Raw genomic sequence first — 17,448 nt, forward strand, 5'->3', positions numbered from 1 at the left:
TGTTGACGCCACACATCGAGGCAAGCAAGGGCGACTACGCCGACACGATTTTGTTGCCGGGCGACCCGCAGCGCGCGGAGTGGATGGCCGGCACGTTTCTCGACACGCCGCGTTGTGTCAATCGTCGTCGCGGTGCGCTTGGCTTTACCGGCTCGTTTCGAGGCAGGCCCATCAGCATTCAGGCGACGGGTATCGGTGTTTCATCGTTCCTGATCTATGCGCATGAATTGCTTGATTATTATGGCGCCCGGACACTGATCCGCACCGGTACCTGCGGTGGCCTGAGCGCCGAGGCAAAGCTGCGCAGCCTTGTGATCTCGCAATCGGCACGGCCTGAAGACACTGAGAACGGCCGGGTCTTTGGCCTTTACGAGGCTGACGTCGGCCCGGATCCGGCGCTGCTCGCTTGCGCATTGGCCAAGGCAACCGAACTCGGCATCGACCACCACGCCGGCCTGACAGCCTGCACCGACATATTCTACCATCCCGACCCACGTGCCCGCTATGCCGACGCCAGGGCGCTCGGAGCGCTGGCCGTAGACATGGAAACCAGCGCTCTCTATCGCATCTCGGCGCATTTCGGCGCGAGGGCATTATCGCTGCTGACCGTGGTCGACAATCTGCTCACCGGCGAACAGACCGACTATTCCGAACGCCAGGAGCTTTTCACCGACATGAGCCGCCTGGCGCTCGAAATTGCCACGGAAGCGCGCTAGGCGGCGTCGCGCAAGGATCGTTGTTTCATAGCCATCGGCGGCGGCGTGGGTCTTGTCGTAGACGCGTCATCGCCGAGCGCGTTTCGCGCCGCACGCTCCTGAAAGGCAGCCTTGCATCCAGCGCATTGATCGCCGGCGGCAGCTTTGTCGGCTCGTTGTTTGCCGGCGAAACACATGCGGTCGCCGCTCTTTCGACACTCGGCTTTCCCGAGTTGAAGCGTCGCGAATGAAGGGGGAGGATGAAGACGGGGAATTGGCCATGGTGTCTGCCTCTCGAGGTGGATGTGACGGCGCACCGCTGCCTATCCAGTTTCGGCAACATCCAGATGACACGGCAGACGTGCAGACTCCCAAGGCAGCCCCGAAGGGAGGCGAAGGCCTACCGATTGCCTCCCTTGGTGCAGGTCGAGGCGGTGAAGGCCCCGTCGGGTTGCTTCATGATGATGTCGAAGGAGGGCGGGTTCTGGCCGTCCAGGGTTGCCTGGGTCATCGAGAGCGCGTTGCCGCCGGCGGTATAGCCGCCGAGCGGGCCCAGCCACGAAATCACACCGTTTGCATCCATCTGATAGTTGTAAGCCTGTTGGGCGGTCCCGAAGGTGACGGGGCCTGTGTAGACGTTTCCCTTGATGGTGATGTCGCCGAGGTTGAGGAACAGGCCGAGCAGATAGACTTCGCAGTGATAAGTGCCATCGGGCATCTTGCCATCGCTGAAATCGGCTCGTGCCGCTCCGGTTGCCGCCGCCACAGACAAAATGCCGATGAATATGCGTGAAATGCCTGATGTCATGACGTCGTCCGTTTGAACGACAAGCTTGCCCTATTTTCGTGCCGCGCCGCAACATTTGTCGTCCGCGACACGTGCGCCAAGGTCAAAATATAGGCACGTGTCAAAAATGAGCTAAAATTAGGCATACGCCTTGTGCGCTGCGCAAATTTCCCTCAATCATTTTTTAACCGGCTCTCTTACCTCTGTTCATTCTAATGTATCAACTAACTGATAACGTTCGGTTATTTTGCTATTTTCAGCAAGCCGGCAGCGGTTGGCACGGGGGTTGCATCGTAGTGTTGCGGTACAATCAACCAGCTTGGGAGTCTTCGGTATGAGGGGTAATTTCTCGACAATAACAAAAATGGTCTCGGCGGGCGCGGTCGCCGCCGGTTTGATGATATCCGCTCCGGCCAGGGCTGCCGACGACACGATCAAGGTCGGCATTCTCCATTCGCTGTCGGGCACAATGGCGATTTCGGAGACGACGCTGAAGGACGCCATGCTGATGCTCATCGACGAGCAGAACGCCAAGGGCGGCCTGCTCGGCAAGAAGCTTGAAGCCGTCGTCGTCGATCCGGCTTCCAACTGGCCGCTGTTCGCCGAAAAGGCGCGCGAACTGATCTCCAAGGACAAGGTCGCGGCGGTGTTCGGCTGCTGGACCTCGGTGTCGCGCAAATCGGTGTTGCCAGTGTTCTCCGAGCTCGACAACATCCTGTTCTATCCCGTCCAGTATGAGGGCGAGGAAAGCGAGCGCAACGTGTTCTACACCGGTGCGGCTCCAAACCAGCAGGCCATTCCGGCCGTCGACTATCTGATGAGCAAGGACGGCGGCTCGGTGAAGCGCTGGGTGCTGGAAGGCACCGACTACGTCTATCCGCGTACCACCAACAAGATCCTCGAAGCCTATCTGAAGTCTAAGGGCGTCGCGGCCGAAGACATCATGACCAACTACACGCCGTTCGGTTTTTCCGACTGGCAGACCGAAGTTTCGGCGATCAAGAAGTTCGGTTCGGCCGGCAAGAAGACCGCCGTCGTCTCGACCGTCAATGGCGACGCCAATGTTCCGTTCTACAAGGAACTCGGCAACCAGGGCATCAAGGCCGAAGACATCCCGGTCATGGCCTTCTCGGTGGGTGAGGAAGAACTTGCCGGTCTCGACACCAAGCCGCTGGTCGGCCATCTTGCAGCGTGGAACTATTTCGAGAGCGTCAGCACGCCCGAGAACAAGAAGTTCATTGCCGACTGGCACAAGTTCATCAAGAACAACAAGCGCACCACCAACGACCCGATGGAAGCCCACTATATCGGCTTCAACATGTGGGTGAAGGCGGTTCAAAAGGCCGGCACCACCGATCCGGACAAGGTCATCGATGCCATGGTCGGCGTTTCGGTGCCGAACCTGACCGGCGGCTATTCGACGATGATGCCGAACCATCACATCACCAAGCCGGTGCTGATCGGTGAAATCCAGGCCAATGGCCAATTCGAAACGGTTTCGAAGACATCGGGCCTGGTGATGGGTGACGAATGGTCCGACTACCTGCCCGACTCCAAGGACCTGATTTCCGATTGGCGCGCGCCGCTCAGCTGCGGCAACTTCAACGTCAAAACCGGCAAGTGCGGCGGCAAGGGCACGAACTGATCCTCCCCGGGCTGGACCTTCGGGTCCACGCCCAAGACCGCGCGCGTCCGGACAGTTCCTCCACTGTCCGGACGCCCACTTCAACCTTCAATGGTCACCGAACGCCGATGAAGATTCTCCACGCGATTGGCCTGATGCTTTTGTTTCTGCTGACGACGCTGTCGTCTTCGGGCGCTGCGGAAGCCGATCTGCGTGCCATCATCGCCAAATTCGCGACAGTAACGGACTTTTCCGAGACAGGAGCTGTCGTTCAAGAGTTGACGGCCACAGGCGATCCGGCTGTCGAACGGCCGCTTGCTGCACTGGCGGACGGCAATCTTTACGTTCGTACGGCCGACTCGATGGTGTTTGTCGGCAAGGAAGGCGACGAAAACGTCCAGCTTTTCGACCCGCTGAGCGGCGAGCCAGCAGGCGAGGCCCCCGAGGACGACATAACCAAGATCAGCGTCAACAACACGTTGCGCCGCACGATCCGCGATGCATTGGGCACGTTGACGCTTGGTTCCAAGGATCCGACGGTCCGCATCGCCGCCGCGGACACCATGTTCAAGACACCGGACGCCGCCAATATCGGCCCGCTCGACGCAGTCATCGCCAGTGAAAGCGTGGCGAGCGTCAAGGCTTTGCTGGAACAGGCGCGTGCCGCTTCCATACTGGTTTCGGACAAGCCCGACGCAGACAAGCTCGCCGCAATCGCCCTGATCGGTGCGCGCGGCGACCGCGATGCTGTTTCGCTGCTCACCTCGGTCGAGGCCAACGCCTCTGGAGCGGTCAAGGACGCGGCGACGGCTGCGATCGCAAACATCAATTCGACGCTGGCCTTGTGGGATGCCGGCCAGAACATCTGGTATGGGATATCGCTGGGTTCGGTGCTGCTGCTGGCGGCGATCGGGCTTGCCATCACCTTCGGCGTCATGGGCGTCATCAACATGGCGCATGGCGAGATGGTGATGCTCGGCGCCTACACGACTTTCGTCGTCCAGCAGGTGATCCGCACGTCCTTTCCCGGCCTCTTTGACTGGTCGCTGGTGATCGCGCTGCCGCTTGCCTTCCTGGTTGCGGCATTCGTCGGTCTCATCATCGAGCGCGGCGTCATCCGCTTTCTTTACGGCCGGCCGCTGGAGACGCTGCTGGCGACCTGGGGCGTATCGCTGATCCTGCAGCAGGCGGTGCGCTCGATCTTCGGACCGACCAACCAGGAGGTCGGCAATCCGTCCTGGATGTCCGGCTCATTCGACGTCGGACAACTGGCCATCACCTGGAACCGGCTGTGGATACTGGTGTTCGCGCTCACGGTGTTCGGCATGTTGCTCTACGTGATGAAGCGCACGCCCTGGGGCCTGCAGATGCGCGCAGTCACCGCCAACCGGCGCATGGCCGCCTCGATGGGCATCAGGACGCCGTGGGTCGACGCGCTGACTTTCGCGCTGGGGTCCGGCATTGCCGGTATTGCAGGCGTCGCGCTCAGCCAGATCGACAATGTTTCGCCCAATCTCGGCCGCGGCTACATCATCGACAGTTTCATGGTCGTCGTCTTCGGCGGTGTCGGCAATCTCTGGGGCACGCTGGTTGGCGCCTTCTCGCTCGGCATTGTCAACAAGGTTCTCGAACCCTATGCCGGCGCCGTGCTCGGCAAGATCGTCGTGCTGGTGCTGATCATCCTTTTCATCCAGAAGCGCCCGCGCGGCCTGTTCGCGCTCAAGGGCAGGGCGGTGGAAGCATGATGTCAGGACGCTTCTTCGCCGCGGGTGCCGACCGCCGCATCGCCATCACCATTTTCGCCCTGCTGGCGGTGGCCGTCATCGTGCCGCTGCTCAACCTGGCTGTTTCGCCAACCAGCGCCTTCTACGTGCCGTCCTACATAGTCGCGCTGACCGGCAAGTATCTCTGCTACGCGCTGCTGGCGCTGTCGCTCGATCTGGTCTGGGGCTATTGCGGCATCCTTTCGCTTGGCCACGGCGCCTTCTTCGCGCTCGGCGGCTATGCGATGGGCATGTATCTGATGCGCCAGATCGGTTCGCGCGGCGTCTATGGCAATCCGATCCTGCCTGATTTCATGGTGTTCCTGAACTACAAGCAATTGCCGTGGTTCTGGACCGGCTTCGATCATTTCTGGTTCGCGGCAATCATGGTGCTGGCGGTGCCCGGCCTGCTTGCCTTCGTCTTCGGCTGGTTCGCCTTCCGCAGCCGCGTCACCGGCGTCTATCTCTCGATCATCACCCAGGCGATGACCTATGCGCTGCTGCTCGCCTTCTTCCGCAATGACATGGGCTTCGGCGGCAACAACGGGCTCACCGATTTCAAGGATATTCTGGGCTTTAACGTGCAGGCCGACGCGACCCGTTCGGCGCTGTTCGCGGCCAGCGCGGTAATGCTCGCGCTCGCCGTTTTCATCACCTGGGCGATCGTCGGCTCCAAATACGGCAAGCTGCTGATGGCCGTGCGCGACGCGGAGAGCCGCACGCGGTTCCTCGGCTGGCGGGCGGAGAACGTGAAACTGTTCGCCTTCACCGTTTCGGCCGTCATGGCAGGCATTGCCGGCGCGCTCTACGTGCCGCAGGTCGGCATCATCAATCCCGGCGAATTCGAACCGTCCAATTCGATCGAGGTGGTGATCTGGGCGGCGGTGGGCGGACGCGGCACCATCGTCGGGCCGATCATCGGCGCGCTGCTCGTCAATGCCGGCAAATCCTGGTTCACCGGTGTGCTGCCGGAATTCTGGCTGTTCGCGCTGGGCGGCCTGTTCGTCGCCGTCACCTTGCTCCTGCCGAAGGGCATAATCGGCATGTGGGACAGTTGGCGCGGCAATGCCAGGGCATTGCGCGTAGCTTCCCTCGCTGACGAAGCCGGCACCGAGGTGAGAGTCGCATCCGCCACCTCGAAGCCTGCTCGATCGCCGGCGAGAAATCCAGGCGAATGGTCCTGGTCTGATCCCAAACCGCAGGCTGCGGAGTAAGCGGCCATGAGCAAGTCCAACACAATCCTCTATCTCGACGGCGTCTCGGTATCCTTCGACGGCTTTCGCGCCATCAACAATCTGTCGCTGGTGCTCGACAAAGGCGAGATGCGCGCCATTATCGGCCCCAACGGCGCCGGCAAGACGACGATGATGGACATCGTCACCGGCAAGACGCGACCCGACGAAGGCGAAGTGTTCTTCGACGGCCAGGTGGACCTCACCAGGCATGACGAAGCCGAGATCGCCATGATGGGCATCGGCCGCAAATTCCAGAAGCCGACCGTCTTCGAAAGCCACACGATCGAGGAAAACCTGATGCTGGCGCTGAAGGGGCCGCGCTCGATCTTCCCGGCGCTGTTCCACCGCCAATCGCCCGCCGAGACGCGACGGATCGACGAGATTCTTGGCATCATCCGGTTGGGCGACAAGCGTCATGACCTGGCGGCCAATCTTAGCCACGGCCAGAAGCAGTGGCTTGAGATCGGCATGCTCTTGGCCCAGGATCCGAAGTTGCTTCTGGTCGACGAGCCGGTCGCCGGCATGACCGATGCCGAGACCGAGGAAACCGCGCGGCTGCTCAGGGACATCGCCCGTGACCATTCGGTCATCGTCGTCGAGCACGACATGCATTTCGTGCGCGAACTCGGCGTCAAGGTCACCTGCCTGCATGAGGGCTCGGTGCTCTCCGAAGGGACGCTCGATTTCGTATCGGCCGACGAGCGCGTCGTCGAAGTCTATTTGGGGAGATGAGCATGGTCTGGCGGGTGCAATTCCATCATTTCGACATGTCGTTTCTCCGGTTTTGGAGAAGGCGCTGACATGCTCGAAGTTTCCAATGCCACGCTCCATTACGGCGCCGCCCAGGCGCTGCGCGGCGTGTCGCTGAAGGCGGCTGCCGGCCAGATCACCTGCGTGCTCGGCCGCAACGGCGTCGGCAAGACAAGTTTGATGAGATCGATCGTCGGCCATCACCGGCTGACGAGCGGAAGCGTTGCCTTCGAGGGGAAGGCGCTCGACCGGAGCGCGGCGTATGACCGCGCCCGGTCGGGCATCGCATTCGTGCCGCAGGGCAGGGAGATCTTTCCGCTGCTCAGTGTGCGCGAAAACCTCGAATCCGGCTTCGCGCCCTTGAGGCGCGCCGACCGCGACGTGCCGGCGCACGTCTTCGAGCTGTTTCCGGTGCTGAGGCAGATGCTTGGCCGCCGTGGCGGCGATCTTTCCGGGGGGCAACAGCAGCAGTTGGCCATCGGCAGGGCGCTGGTAATGCGGCCGAAGCTGCTGGTGCTCGACGAGCCGACCGAAGGCATCCAGCCCTCCGTTATCAAGGACATCGGCCGCGCCATACGTTATCTGCGCGACCAGGCCGGCATCGCTGTGTTGCTGGTCGAACAGTATCTCGACTTCTGCCGAGAGCTTGCCGACGAGGTCAACATCATGGATCGCGGCCAGATCGTCCACACCGGCCCGGCGCAAGATTTAGACCGGGCTGATGTTCGCAAATTCCTCACGGTCTAGAATCGGCACTGGACTTCAGTTGGAGATTTGAAGTTCTTGGCAAGTCCAATATTTCTTCCATCCATCATCCGCGTCTCTGGCACACGCGATGTCGCATGCTAGTCTTTTCCAGGCTTTGTGAGTCGGCCGCTTCCGTATCAGTCTGGTTATAGCAGATCGAGGCGCGGCGAAGGTTCTGCAAGTTCCACGCAAGCAAGGCTTCCTAGCTTCCCGATCTCTGTCGTTCAAACGCGTTTGGGCACACAGGCTAAGGGACAGCCATGGAACGTTACGTCGAGGACTACCAGAAGCGGCGGCTTACCGAACGTGTCGACATCATCGCCGCCATCAACATCTTGAGGTCACAGGGCTGCGACTACGATGATCTGATCGAGGAGATCACCAAGGTCTTTTACGTTGACCTCGATGCCTTCAATGAAATCGTCATGGCGGCCTAGGGGCAGTCTTCGCTATTCAACAATCACAGAGTCGCCATGATGCGAGTGATCAGCTCGCGCGCCGGAATGGCGAGGCGATGACGCGGTTGCGGCCTCCGCGCTTGGCGTCGTAGAGCGCCTTGTCGGCGGCGCTGAGCACCTTGTCCAAGCTGAGGCCCTCCTTGCTGCCAAACGCAAATCCGGCGCTCACCGTGCAGGTGAGCGAACCGGTTTCGGTTTCTATCAGTCGCATCGCGAAAGCCGCCCGAATGCGCTCAGCTGCTTCCTCGACCGTCTCCGGCAGAGTGCGCCTCAGCACCAGTGCGAATTCCTCGCCGCCCATGCGCGCGGCGACGTCGGCCGATCGAAGGTTGGCTGCCAACTCTCTGGCGAACACCTTCAGCACCTCGTCGCCCGCCGCGTGGCCGAATTCGTCGTTGATGGCTTTAAAATTGTCGAGGTCGAAGACGACCACGGCGGTAAAGGCGCCGACCGGAATATGGCCATGCATGTCGAACAGGGCGCGCCGGTTGAGCAGGCCGGTCAGGGGATCCGTCAGGGCGTTGCGGTGGTGGTGCCGCGCCAGACGCCCCTGGTTGAGGGCAAGCGAGAGTGCGCCAATACCCGTCATGCTGGCGATCACCACGATCAAGCTGAGCTCTTCTGCCCAATTGCTTGGCGCGTGGCCGAGCACCAGTGTTCCGTCCCAGGCGAGAACCATGGCGCAGAGCGCGAAGGACGTGGCCGTGGCCGAATAGAGCGTGGTGATGCCGATCGTCAAAGCGGGCGCCTCATCGCGGCCTCTCCAATATTCGAACGCCGTGGCGAACAGGAGCAAGGCGGCGAACATGTTCTCGAACATGAAGCCGAGGCCGTCATAGCCCAAAGCCATGGGAGGCAGCGCCATCGTCAGGGAAACGCAACCCCACAGCGCCCGCGGCAGCGGCGAGCCGCCGGTGCGGAACTGATAGGCGGCACCCAGCATGGCCGAAAAGCCGATCAGCAGGAACGCCGAGGTGGCGATGCCGAGCAGGCGCCCGGGCATGTCGATATAGGCGTCATAGATGAAAATATCGCCGACCACGAACACCAGGCTGATCGCCCATGTCAGCAGGAATTTCTCCGAGCGAGCGGTCAGCCACATGCCAAACAATGTCAGGCTGAGGCAAGCGGCGGAGAACCCGACAGCGAGCAGAAGTGAAGTGTAGTCGAGCGACATGCCCTCTTTCCCTGCCGGCGACGGTTCCAGCTCTGCGGCTTGGCGTCGGCGTATTCATGCGGCAAGGAAGTGTCGATAAGGTTACGATCGTGGCCAAGATGCCCAGGAATAGGCGCTTTGCTGCGCCCAAAACGCATGGGCGACGCACTATAGTGGGTGCTGGAAACCGACTGATGCTTTTTCAGTCGCTTACGCGCTTCATCAGCGCCATTGCCCCGAACGGCGCGCGCACCTTGCCCTCGGTGATGAAGTAGAGGAAGACGTCGCGCGGCTGGACCGGGGCGTCGGTAGCGGGGTCGGCGCGCCGCAGATCGGCCGGCTGCTTGCCTTCCGCCCAGATTTTTGCGCGCGCCGCCCATTCGTCGATGCCCTTTGGCGTGTAGCAGTCGGGATTGTCGTCGCTGCCGGTCTGCAACCGCGCATAGACGAAATCGCCGGTGATATCGGCGATGTCAGGATATTTGGCATGGTCGGCATAGACGATCGCCGCCTTGTATTTGCGCGCGAGTGCGGCGAACTCCGGCACGATGAAGCTGTCGTTGCGCACTTCGAGCGCGTGGCGCAGCGCGACGCCGTCCTGCTTTTCCGGCAGCAGTTTCAGAAACGCCTCGAAATCGTCAGGGTCGAATTTCTTGGTCGGCGCGAACTGCCACAGGATCGGGCCGAGCTTGTCGCCGAGCGCGGCCACGCCGGAACCGAGGAAACGCATCATCGATTCACCGGCTTCGCCCAGCACACGCCGATTGGTGACGAAGCGGTTGCCTTTCAGCGAATAGACGAAACCGTCTGGCGCCTCGTTGGCCCATTTGACGAAGGTCGGCTCCTTGAAGCTCGAATAATAGGTGCCGTTGACCTCGATGCTCGGCACTTGCCGGCTGGCGTAGTTCAGTTGCTTGGCCTTCGACAACTTGTCCGGATAGAAGGACGTGTCCCAAGGCTCGAAGGTCCAGCCGCCCATGCCGGCGCGGATTGTTCCCGATTTGCTCATCGTCGTCCTCCCAGATTTCTAAAAGCGATCAAGCCGCGGTGGGCCTGTCGACGGGTTTGGCCATGTCGACCAGTACCCACCCTGGCCGATAGGGATTGGGTCGGCGACCCGTTTCGTGAAAACCATAGGCGAGATAGAGCGCGATGTTCCGTTCCATCTTGGCGTTGGTGTAGAGCCGCACCTCCGGCAGGCCCCACAGACTTGCCTGTTCATCCGCGTGATTGAGTAACGCGATGCCAAATCCCTTGCCTTGGGAGCCGGGGGCGACCGCGACGGAGAAGATCATGACGTGGTCGGGATGGCGCTCCAGCGTGATTAGCCCGGCAAGCGTGGCGTCCCTCTCCAGCAGCCAGACCTCGCCCTGGGCGACGCGCGGTGCGTAGTCCTCGGTAACCGGGATCGGTGGCGCGTCGAGTATCGCGTTGTAGGGGGCATAGGCCGCTTGAGTCAGCGCGACGATCGCGGCGAGATCTTCTGGGCGGGCAAGCCTCACGCCAAAGCTGCTCTGGACCGTGATGCGACCATCCCTACCCATCACTCCGCCGCTTCGCGCTTGCCCCCCGGGCGCCGTTCCAGAAGCTCCTTGAGGAACTGGCCGGTGTAGCTGCGCTTCTCCCGCACGATTGCTTCCGGCGTTCCAGACGCGACCAGCTCGCCGCCGCCATCACCGCCTTCGGGACCGAGGTCGAGCACCCAGTCGGCGGTCTTGATCACTTCGAGATTGTGCTCGATGACCACCACCGTGTTGCCCTGGTCGACCAATTCGTGCAGCACTTCCAACAGCTTGGCGACGTCGTGGAAATGCAGGCCAGTGGTCGGCTCGTCGAGGATGTAGAGCGTCTTGCCCGTCGCCTTGCGCGACAGTTCCTTGGCCAGCTTGATGCGTTGCGCCTCGCCGCCCGACAGCGTCGTCGCCTGCTGGCCGATATGGATGTAGCCGAGGCCGACCTGCTTCAGCGTGTCGAGCTTGTCGCGCACGCCAGGCACGGCGGCGAAGAAATCGACGCCTTCCTCGACGGTCATGTCGAGCACGTCGGCGATCGACTTGCCCTTGAACAGGACGTCGAGCGTCTCCCTATTGTAGCGCTTGCCGTGGCAGACATCGCAGGTGACGTAGACGTCGGGCAAGAAGTGCATCTCGATCTTGATGACGCCGTCGCCCTGGCAGGCCTCGCAGCGGCCGCCCTTGACGTTGAACGAGAAACGTCCCGGCTGGTAGCCGCGCGCCTTGGCTTCCGGCAGGCCGGCGAACCAGTCGCGGATCGGCGTGAAGGCGCCGGTATAGGTAGCGGGGTTCGAACGCGGCGTCCGCCCGATGGGCGACTGGTCGATGTCGATGACCTTGTCGAGGAATTCCAGCCCCTCGATGCGGTCGTGTTCGGCCGGATGCTCGCGCGAACCCATGATGCGGCGCGAGGCCGCCTTGAACAGCGTCTCGATCAGGAAGGTCGACTTGCCGCCGCCCGACACGCCGGTGACGGCGGTGAAGGTGCCGAGCGGGATTTCGGCGGTGACGTTCTTCAGATTGTTGCCGCGCGCGCCGACAACCTTCAGGCGCCGGTTCTTCTTCGCCTCGCGACGCACGCCGGGCGTCGCTACTTCGAGCGCACCCGACAAATATTTGCCGGTGATCGAATTGGGGTTGGCCATCACCTGCTGCGGCGTGCCCTGGGCGATGATCTCGCCGCCATGGATGCCGGCGGCCGGACCCATGTCGACGACATAGTCGGCATGCAGGATGGCGTCCTCGTCATGCTCGACGACGATCACCGTGTTGCCGATGTCGCGCAAATGCTTGAGCGTGTCGAGCAGACGCGTGTTGTCGCGCTGGTGCAGGCCGATCGACGGCTCGTCCAGAACGTAGAGCACGCCGGTGAGGCCCGAGCCGATCTGCGAGGCCAGCCGGATGCGCTGGCTTTCGCCGCCCGACAGCGTGCCGGAATTGCGCGACAAAGTGAGATAGTCGAGACCGACATCGTTGAGGAAGCGCAGGCGCTCCCGGATTTCCTTCAAGACGCGGACAGCGATCTCATTCTGCTTGTCGTTGAGCTGCGCCGGCAGGTCGGTAAACCAGCGATCGGCATTGCGGATCGACTGTTCCGTCACTTCGCCGATATGCTTGCCGCCGATCTTCACCGCCAGCGCTTCAGGCTTCAGCCGATAGCCCTTGCAGGCCGGGCAGGGCGTTGCCGACATGAAGCGCTCGATCTCCTCGCGCATCCAGGCGGATTCGGTTTCCTTCCAGCGTCGCTCGAGATTGGGGATGACGCCTTCGAAGGTCTTGGTCGTCTTGTAGGAGCGCAGGCCGTCATCATATTGGAAGGTGATTTCGCGCTCGCCGGTGCCGCGCAGGATCGCCTCCTGGGCCTCGGCGGAAAGATCCTTGAACTTGTCGCCGAGCTTGAAGTTGTAGGCCTTGCCCAATGCCTCGAGCGTCTGCGAGTAATAGGGCGAGGTCGACTTCGCCCACGGGCTGACGGCGCCGTCGCGCAGCGACACGTTCTCGTCGGGCACGACGAGGTTGGGATCGATGGCGCGCTGGCTGCCGAGACCGTCGCAGGTCGGGCAGGCGCCGAACGGGTTGTTGAAGGAGAACAGCCTGGGTTCGATCTCCGGAATGGTGAAGCCGGACACCGGACAGGCAAATTTTTCCGAGAACAGGATGCGCTCATGCGTCTCGTTCTTGGATTTGTTGACCGAATCCTCGCCGGTCTGGCTGGCGTCGAGCGGCTTGTCGGCGAACTCGGCCACCGCCAGCCCCTCGGCCAGCTTCAATGCCGTCTCGATGGAGTCGGCGAGACGCGTGGCAAGGTCGCCGCGCACGACGATGCGGTCGACGACGACGTCGATGTCGTGCTTGTATTTCTTGTCCAGCGCCGGCACGTCGGCGATTTCATAGAAGACGCCGTCGACCTTGACGCGCTGGAACCCCTTCTTCTGCAACTCCAGCAGTTCCTTGCGGTATTCGCCCTTGCGGCCGCGCACGATGGGCGCCAGCAGGAACAGGCGCGTGCCTTCCTCGACCGCCAGTACCCGGTCGACCATCTGGCTGACCGTCTGGCTCTCGATCGGCAGGCCGGTGGCCGGCGAATAGGGCACGCCGACACGGGCAAACAGAAGCCGCATATAGTCGTAGATCTCGGTGACGGTGCCGACCGTCGAACGCGGGTTCTTCGAGGTGGTCTTCTGCTCGATGGAGATGGCCGGCGAAAGGCCGTCGATCTGGTCGACGTCGGGCTTCTGCATCATTTCGAGGAATTGCCGTGCATAGGCCGAGAGGCTCTCGACATAGCGGCGCTGGCCCTCGGCATAGATGGTGTCGAAGGCGAGCGATGATTTGCCGGAGCCCGACAGGCCGGTCATGACGATCAGGCTGTCACGCGGCAGGTCGAGATCGACATTCTTCAGATTGTGTTCGCGCGCCCCGCGAATGGAAAGGAATTTATGGTCGGCCATCGCCGGTCGCCGCCTCAGATCTGGAATTCATGGGATTGGCGGGTTTTTCCCGGCCATCCCCTATGTAGGTCTTTTTGCCGCCACGTCGAGAGACGCCACAACTCCCGACAGAAGTCGTTTAACCGTCTTTCGCGCGAAGGGGCAAGCGCAAAGAACAAAGACCGAACACGCTCCTGACAAAGCTGTGCGGAAACTGACCCTGACGTAACCTCCCGGCGATCACATTTTTCCGTAACCGGCTATTGATGGTTGACGCGACCGGCTCACGGGGGCAGTCTCCAGAGGTCAGCGAAGCCGGCCGTCTTTCGATGGCCTCGCCGCCCCAAGGCGGCCTGCGAGACGCCGCAGGCATTTGCGATTTGCGCTTCGCGATGGCAATGTCGCAACGGACAAAAGGAGCGGAGCATGACGCCACCGGACAGTCCCCCAGGGCTCCACGTCTCGTTGGAGCCGAGGCAGGCATAAGTGCCAGGGTATAGCGTTTGCGCCACCAGACAAACCGTGACCTGCCATATCCCCCAAAATTAGAGACTGTTAGTCGGATCGTCGGCTGAATGCCGCGAAGCATCCGAAATCCAACGCCGGCAGTACACTCCCGGCAAAAAATGGATTTGAGATCCAGAAAAGCCCCGTCCGTTTGCCCCAGGCACGGCGGGGCTATTCTTTTGGGCGGGCTCGAGTTTGCAGGACCGATCTTTTGCCCTACCTGGGCGGCTTGATCCCGCCAACCCCGACATCGACCGTGATGCTGCCGGAAATCCTGACATCCGTATCGCCGATCTTGAACTGCCCGTTGCCGCTGCTAGGGAATGCGTCGTCGGGTTCGGGCACCGGGGCTGGCTTGGCGATGCGATAGTCGCCGCTCACGCCGGGCAGGGCGCCTTTCCGAGCCGACGACGAGGCGCCGTCGGCAAGTGCCGCACAGGAGAAAAGGCCGACGATGGCGAGCACCATGGTGGCTGTGACACGGTGCAATGGTCTTGATCGATGTGCGTCGGTCATCCCCCTGTTATAGGGACCTGCCGCCACTTGAACCAGACCGGTATCGTCAAATCTTCGTTCTCGGGTCACGCCGCCTTTTTGCGGGTGTCGAAAACATGGTCGACAAGGCCCCATGCCTGGGCCTCGCGGGCCGTCATGAAATGGTCGCGGTCGAGCGTGCGTTCGACCTCTTCATAGCTGCGGCCGCAATGCTGGGCGTAGAGTTCGGTCATGTGGCGCTTGGTCTGGCCGATGCGTTCGGCATGCCGCTGGATGTCGGAAGCTTGGCCCTGGAAGCCGCCGAGCGGCTGATGCAGCAGGATGGTGGCATTGGGCAGCGCGATCCGGCGCCCGGCCGTGCCCGCCATCAGCAGGAACGATCCCATCGACGCGGCAAAGCCCATGCACACGGTCGACACCGGGCAACTGATATATTGCATCGTGTCGTAAATGGCGAAGCCGCTGGTCACCATGCCACCCGGCGAGTTGATGTAGAGCGAAATCTCCTTCTCGGGATTGTCCGACTCCAGCGACAAAAGCTGCGCGCAGACTAGCGCTGAGACGCCGTCGTTGATCTCGCCGTTGATGAAGACGATGCGCTCGCGCAGCAGCCGCGAAAAAATGTCAAATGCACGTTCGCCGCGGCTCGATTGCTCGATCACCATCGGCACAAGACTGGCAACACCGCTCATTTTTCTTCTCCAATTTCCGTGTTCAGGCCGCGCGCAGCAGAAGATGCGGCGTGTTGCTCGCGGCGATGAGCTTTCCGGCTCCGCGCAGCGAAAGCCGGCAGCCGGCGCTCGTCATGGTAACGGCCGCCTTGCGAGCAAAGCCGTCATGGACGATGCGCAGATGCGTGCCGCCCGAAACGGTGCGGGCGAGTGTGAAGGTGACGGTGCTGTCGAGCGGGTGCTGTCGCGCCGCATCGTCCGACTGTTCCCGCCAGGAATAGCGCAGCAGACGCTCAGGCTCGGCGTCGAGGATCTCGCACTCGATCGCCGCGTCGGGCCCGGCGAAGGCAAAGCGGCTGCCGGTCTGTGGCCTGATATCATTCGGCATCATCCAGGCGGCGAGCAGTTCCGGCACGGTCAGCGCCCGCCACACCTTTTCCGGCGGCTCGGCTAGGTCATATTCGAATTCGATCGCATCCGGTGCGACTTCGCGTTGGCTCTTCATTGATCCATGTCCTTCAAAACCGTCTTCAGCCTTTCGATGCGCTCCGGCCAGAACGTCCGGTAGCGTTCAATCCAGGAGAGCAGCGGGGCAAGCCCCTGCGGATCGGCGCGGTAATAGGCGTTGCGGCCGGCCCGCCGCTCGACCACGAGACCGGCACCGCGCAGCACCGCCAAGTGCTGGGACACGGCCGGCTGCGACACAGTCAGGCCGCAGCGCAGTTCCGACACGCTCATCTCGCTTGTCGCGAGCCGCTCGAAGACGGCACGGCGTGTCGGGTCGGCCAGGGCGCGGAAAATCTCTGCTTCGATCATGGCAAAAGCATAAGTCGATACTTATTGATTTGGCAAGCGCTGTTTTGCAACCCATATGAAGGCCTTGGCCATTGCTGCCATTCCTTGACAATCAGCGGCGGTGCATATAGGAACGAAAAGGGAACAAAAACCTTGTGGGAAAAGCCAGCCTTGGCAGGCGGCTGACGTCCGTAGCCTGTAAGGTGCTGCGACAAAAATTTGTTTCGGATGAGCGCGGAGAAATATCATGGCGGGTAGCGTCAATAAGGTCATTCTGGTCGGCAATCTCGGCGCGGACCCTGAAATCCGCCGCCTGAATTCGGGCGAGCCGGTCGTCAACATCCGCATCGCCACCTCGGAAAGCTGGCGCGACAAGAATTCCGGCGAGCGCAAGGAAAAGACCGAGTGGCATAACGTCGTCATCTTCAATGAGGGCATCGCCAAGGTGGCGGAGCAATATCTGAAGAAGGGCATGAAGGTCTATGTCGAGGGCCAGTTGCAGACCCGCAAATGGCAGGACCAGACCGGCGCCGACAAATACACGACCGAAGTCGTGCTGCAGAAATTCCGTGGCGAGCTGCAGATGCTTGACGCGCGCGGCCAGGGTGAGGGCGGCCAGGTCGGCGGCTACAGCGGTGGCGGCAGCAGCCGCGGGTCGGATTTTGGCCAGTCGAGCCCGAATGAAGGGTTCAACCGCGGTGGCGGCAATGCTCCCAGGGGCGGCGGTGGCGGCGGTTCGTCGCGCGAACTGGACGACGAAATTCCGTTCTGATCGGGAGCCGCACCAAACGGCGAATGCTTGTGCTTGATATGCCCCGAGGGTCCTGCATGGACTTTCGGGGTTTTGCATTGTTGATTTGGGAACAAAGGACTGAAAGGACAGGGCGATGAAGGCACGGGTAAAATGGGTCGAGGAGCGCACCTTCGTCGGCGAATCCGGCAGCGGCCACAAGGTCGTATTGGGAACCGCGTCCAGCCCGGACGGCAAGACCCCGGGGCCGAGCCCGATGGAACTGGTGCTGATCGGCACCGGCGGCTGTTCGGCCTATGATGTCGTCCACATCCTTGAAAAGGGACGCGAGGCGATCGAGGACTGTGTCGTAGAACTCGACGCCGACCGGGCCGAGACCGACCCGAAGGTGTTCACCCGCATCCACATGCATTTCATCGTCAAGGGCCGCGCGCTGTCGCGCGACAAGGTCAAGCGGGCGATCGATCTGTCGATCGACAAATATTGCTCGGCTTCCGCCATGATGGCCAAGACGGCCACGCTTACGCATGACTTCGAGATCGTCGATACGACAGCGCAGTAGGGCCGCAG

18 protein-coding genes are annotated in these 17,448 nt (G+C 61.8%); 9 read left to right on the forward strand and 9 right to left on the reverse strand.

Annotated elements, in window-relative coordinates; genetic code table 11:
- The first annotated feature begins 2 nt into the window (after nt 1-2).
- Nucleotides 3-716 carry a DeoD-type purine-nucleoside phosphorylase gene (locus EN808_RS11750; protein WP_127278244.1) on the forward strand — a complete coding sequence of 238 codons (714 nt, stop codon included), beginning with the start codon at nt 3-5 and terminating at the stop codon, nt 714-716.
- Between the two features lie 379 nt (nt 717-1,095).
- Here EN808_RS11750 and EN808_RS11760 read toward each other — a convergent pair whose 3' ends face one another.
- Nucleotides 1,096-1,503 carry a hypothetical protein gene (locus tag EN808_RS11760; protein WP_135915842.1) on the reverse strand — a complete coding sequence of 136 codons (408 nt, stop codon included), beginning with the start codon at nt 1,501-1,503 and terminating at the stop codon, nt 1,096-1,098.
- A 343-nt stretch (nt 1,504-1,846) separates the two neighbouring features.
- On the opposite strand from EN808_RS11760, the gene urtA reads away from it, so the two are divergent.
- The 6 genes from urtA to EN808_RS11790 all read left to right on the forward strand — a co-directional run bounded on the left by urtA (nt 1,847) and on the right by EN808_RS11790 (nt 8,038).
- Nucleotides 1,847-3,127 carry an urea ABC transporter substrate-binding protein gene (urtA, locus tag EN808_RS11765; RefSeq protein ID WP_245525068.1) on the forward strand — a complete coding sequence of 427 codons (1,281 nt, stop codon included), beginning with the start codon at nt 1,847-1,849 and terminating at the stop codon, nt 3,125-3,127.
- 107 nt (nt 3,128-3,234) lie between these two features.
- The gene (gene urtB, locus EN808_RS11770) at nt 3,235-4,851 is read left to right on the forward strand and encodes an urea ABC transporter permease subunit UrtB (protein ID WP_135915844.1); all 1,617 of its coding nucleotides are present in this window, start codon (nt 3,235-3,237) and stop codon (nt 4,849-4,851) included.
- Nucleotides 4,848-6,083 carry an urea ABC transporter permease subunit UrtC gene (gene urtC, locus EN808_RS11775; protein ID WP_135915845.1) on the forward strand — a complete coding sequence of 412 codons (1,236 nt, stop codon included), beginning with the start codon at nt 4,848-4,850 and terminating at the stop codon, nt 6,081-6,083. Before urtB ends, urtC begins: the two co-directional genes overlap by 4 nt.
- A gap of 6 nt (nt 6,084-6,089) precedes the next feature.
- Nucleotides 6,090-6,836 (forward strand): urea ABC transporter ATP-binding protein UrtD, encoded by a 747-nt coding sequence (gene urtD, locus EN808_RS11780; RefSeq protein ID WP_135864454.1) that lies wholly within the window; start codon nt 6,090-6,092, stop codon nt 6,834-6,836.
- A gap of 69 nt (nt 6,837-6,905) precedes the next feature.
- Nucleotides 6,906-7,601: an urea ABC transporter ATP-binding subunit UrtE gene (urtE, locus tag EN808_RS11785; protein WP_127278250.1), complete on the forward strand. Its 696-nt coding sequence runs from the start codon at nt 6,906-6,908 to the stop codon at nt 7,599-7,601.
- Between the two features lie 260 nt (nt 7,602-7,861).
- Nucleotides 7,862-8,038, forward strand: coding sequence for a hypothetical protein (locus tag EN808_RS11790; protein WP_084636783.1), 177 nt, complete (start codon nt 7,862-7,864; stop codon nt 8,036-8,038).
- 49 nt (nt 8,039-8,087) lie between these two features.
- Here the strand turns inward: EN808_RS11790 and EN808_RS11795 are convergent, their stop codons facing one another.
- The 8 genes from EN808_RS11795 to EN808_RS11830 all read right to left on the reverse strand — a co-directional run bounded on the left by EN808_RS11795 (nt 8,088) and on the right by EN808_RS11830 (nt 16,148).
- Nucleotides 8,088-9,236 (reverse strand): GGDEF domain-containing protein, encoded by a 1,149-nt coding sequence (locus EN808_RS11795; RefSeq protein WP_135915846.1) that lies wholly within the window; start codon nt 9,234-9,236, stop codon nt 8,088-8,090.
- 181 nt (nt 9,237-9,417) lie between these two features.
- On the reverse strand, nt 9,418-10,224 hold the full coding sequence (locus tag EN808_RS11800; protein WP_127872541.1) for a DUF72 domain-containing protein: 807 nt from the start codon (nt 10,222-10,224) through the stop codon (nt 9,418-9,420).
- Nucleotides 10,225-10,252: 28 nt separating this feature from the next.
- Nucleotides 10,253-10,759 (reverse strand): GNAT family N-acetyltransferase, encoded by a 507-nt coding sequence (locus EN808_RS11805; RefSeq protein ID WP_135864456.1) that lies wholly within the window; start codon nt 10,757-10,759, stop codon nt 10,253-10,255.
- Nucleotides 10,759-13,680 (reverse strand): excinuclease ABC subunit UvrA, encoded by a 2,922-nt coding sequence (gene uvrA / locus EN808_RS11810; protein ID WP_127872539.1) that lies wholly within the window; start codon nt 13,678-13,680, stop codon nt 10,759-10,761. The genes EN808_RS11805 and uvrA overlap by 1 nt, the downstream gene beginning before the upstream one ends.
- Before the next feature lie 702 nt (nt 13,681-14,382).
- Nucleotides 14,383-14,634 carry a hypothetical protein gene (locus EN808_RS11815; RefSeq protein ID WP_245512065.1) on the reverse strand — a complete coding sequence of 84 codons (252 nt, stop codon included), beginning with the start codon at nt 14,632-14,634 and terminating at the stop codon, nt 14,383-14,385.
- A 113-nt stretch (nt 14,635-14,747) separates the two neighbouring features.
- Nucleotides 14,748-15,353 (reverse strand): ATP-dependent Clp protease proteolytic subunit, encoded by a 606-nt coding sequence (locus EN808_RS11820; RefSeq protein WP_135864461.1) that lies wholly within the window; start codon nt 15,351-15,353, stop codon nt 14,748-14,750.
- Nucleotides 15,354-15,375: 22 nt separating this feature from the next.
- The gene (locus EN808_RS11825) at nt 15,376-15,837 is read right to left on the reverse strand and encodes an SRPBCC domain-containing protein (protein ID WP_135864464.1); all 462 of its coding nucleotides are present in this window, start codon (nt 15,835-15,837) and stop codon (nt 15,376-15,378) included.
- The gene (locus EN808_RS11830) at nt 15,834-16,148 is read right to left on the reverse strand and encodes a metalloregulator ArsR/SmtB family transcription factor (protein WP_135864466.1); all 315 of its coding nucleotides are present in this window, start codon (nt 16,146-16,148) and stop codon (nt 15,834-15,836) included. Before EN808_RS11830 ends, EN808_RS11825 begins: the two co-directional genes overlap by 4 nt.
- A gap of 226 nt (nt 16,149-16,374) precedes the next feature.
- Here EN808_RS11830 and EN808_RS11835 point away from each other — a divergent pair, with 226 nt between their 5' ends.
- Nucleotides 16,375-16,899, forward strand: a complete 525-nt coding sequence (locus EN808_RS11835; protein ID WP_023773877.1) for a single-stranded DNA-binding protein — start codon at nt 16,375-16,377, stop codon at nt 16,897-16,899.
- Between the two features lie 115 nt (nt 16,900-17,014).
- The gene (locus EN808_RS11840; RefSeq protein ID WP_135864468.1) at nt 17,015-17,440 is read left to right on the forward strand and encodes an OsmC family protein; all 426 of its coding nucleotides are present in this window, start codon (nt 17,015-17,017) and stop codon (nt 17,438-17,440) included.
- Nucleotides 17,441-17,448: the final 8 nt, after the last annotated feature.

It is taken from the genome of Mesorhizobium sp. M8A.F.Ca.ET.165.01.1.1, from assembly GCF_004792065.1.
Lineage (GTDB): Bacteria > Pseudomonadota > Alphaproteobacteria > Rhizobiales > Rhizobiaceae > Mesorhizobium.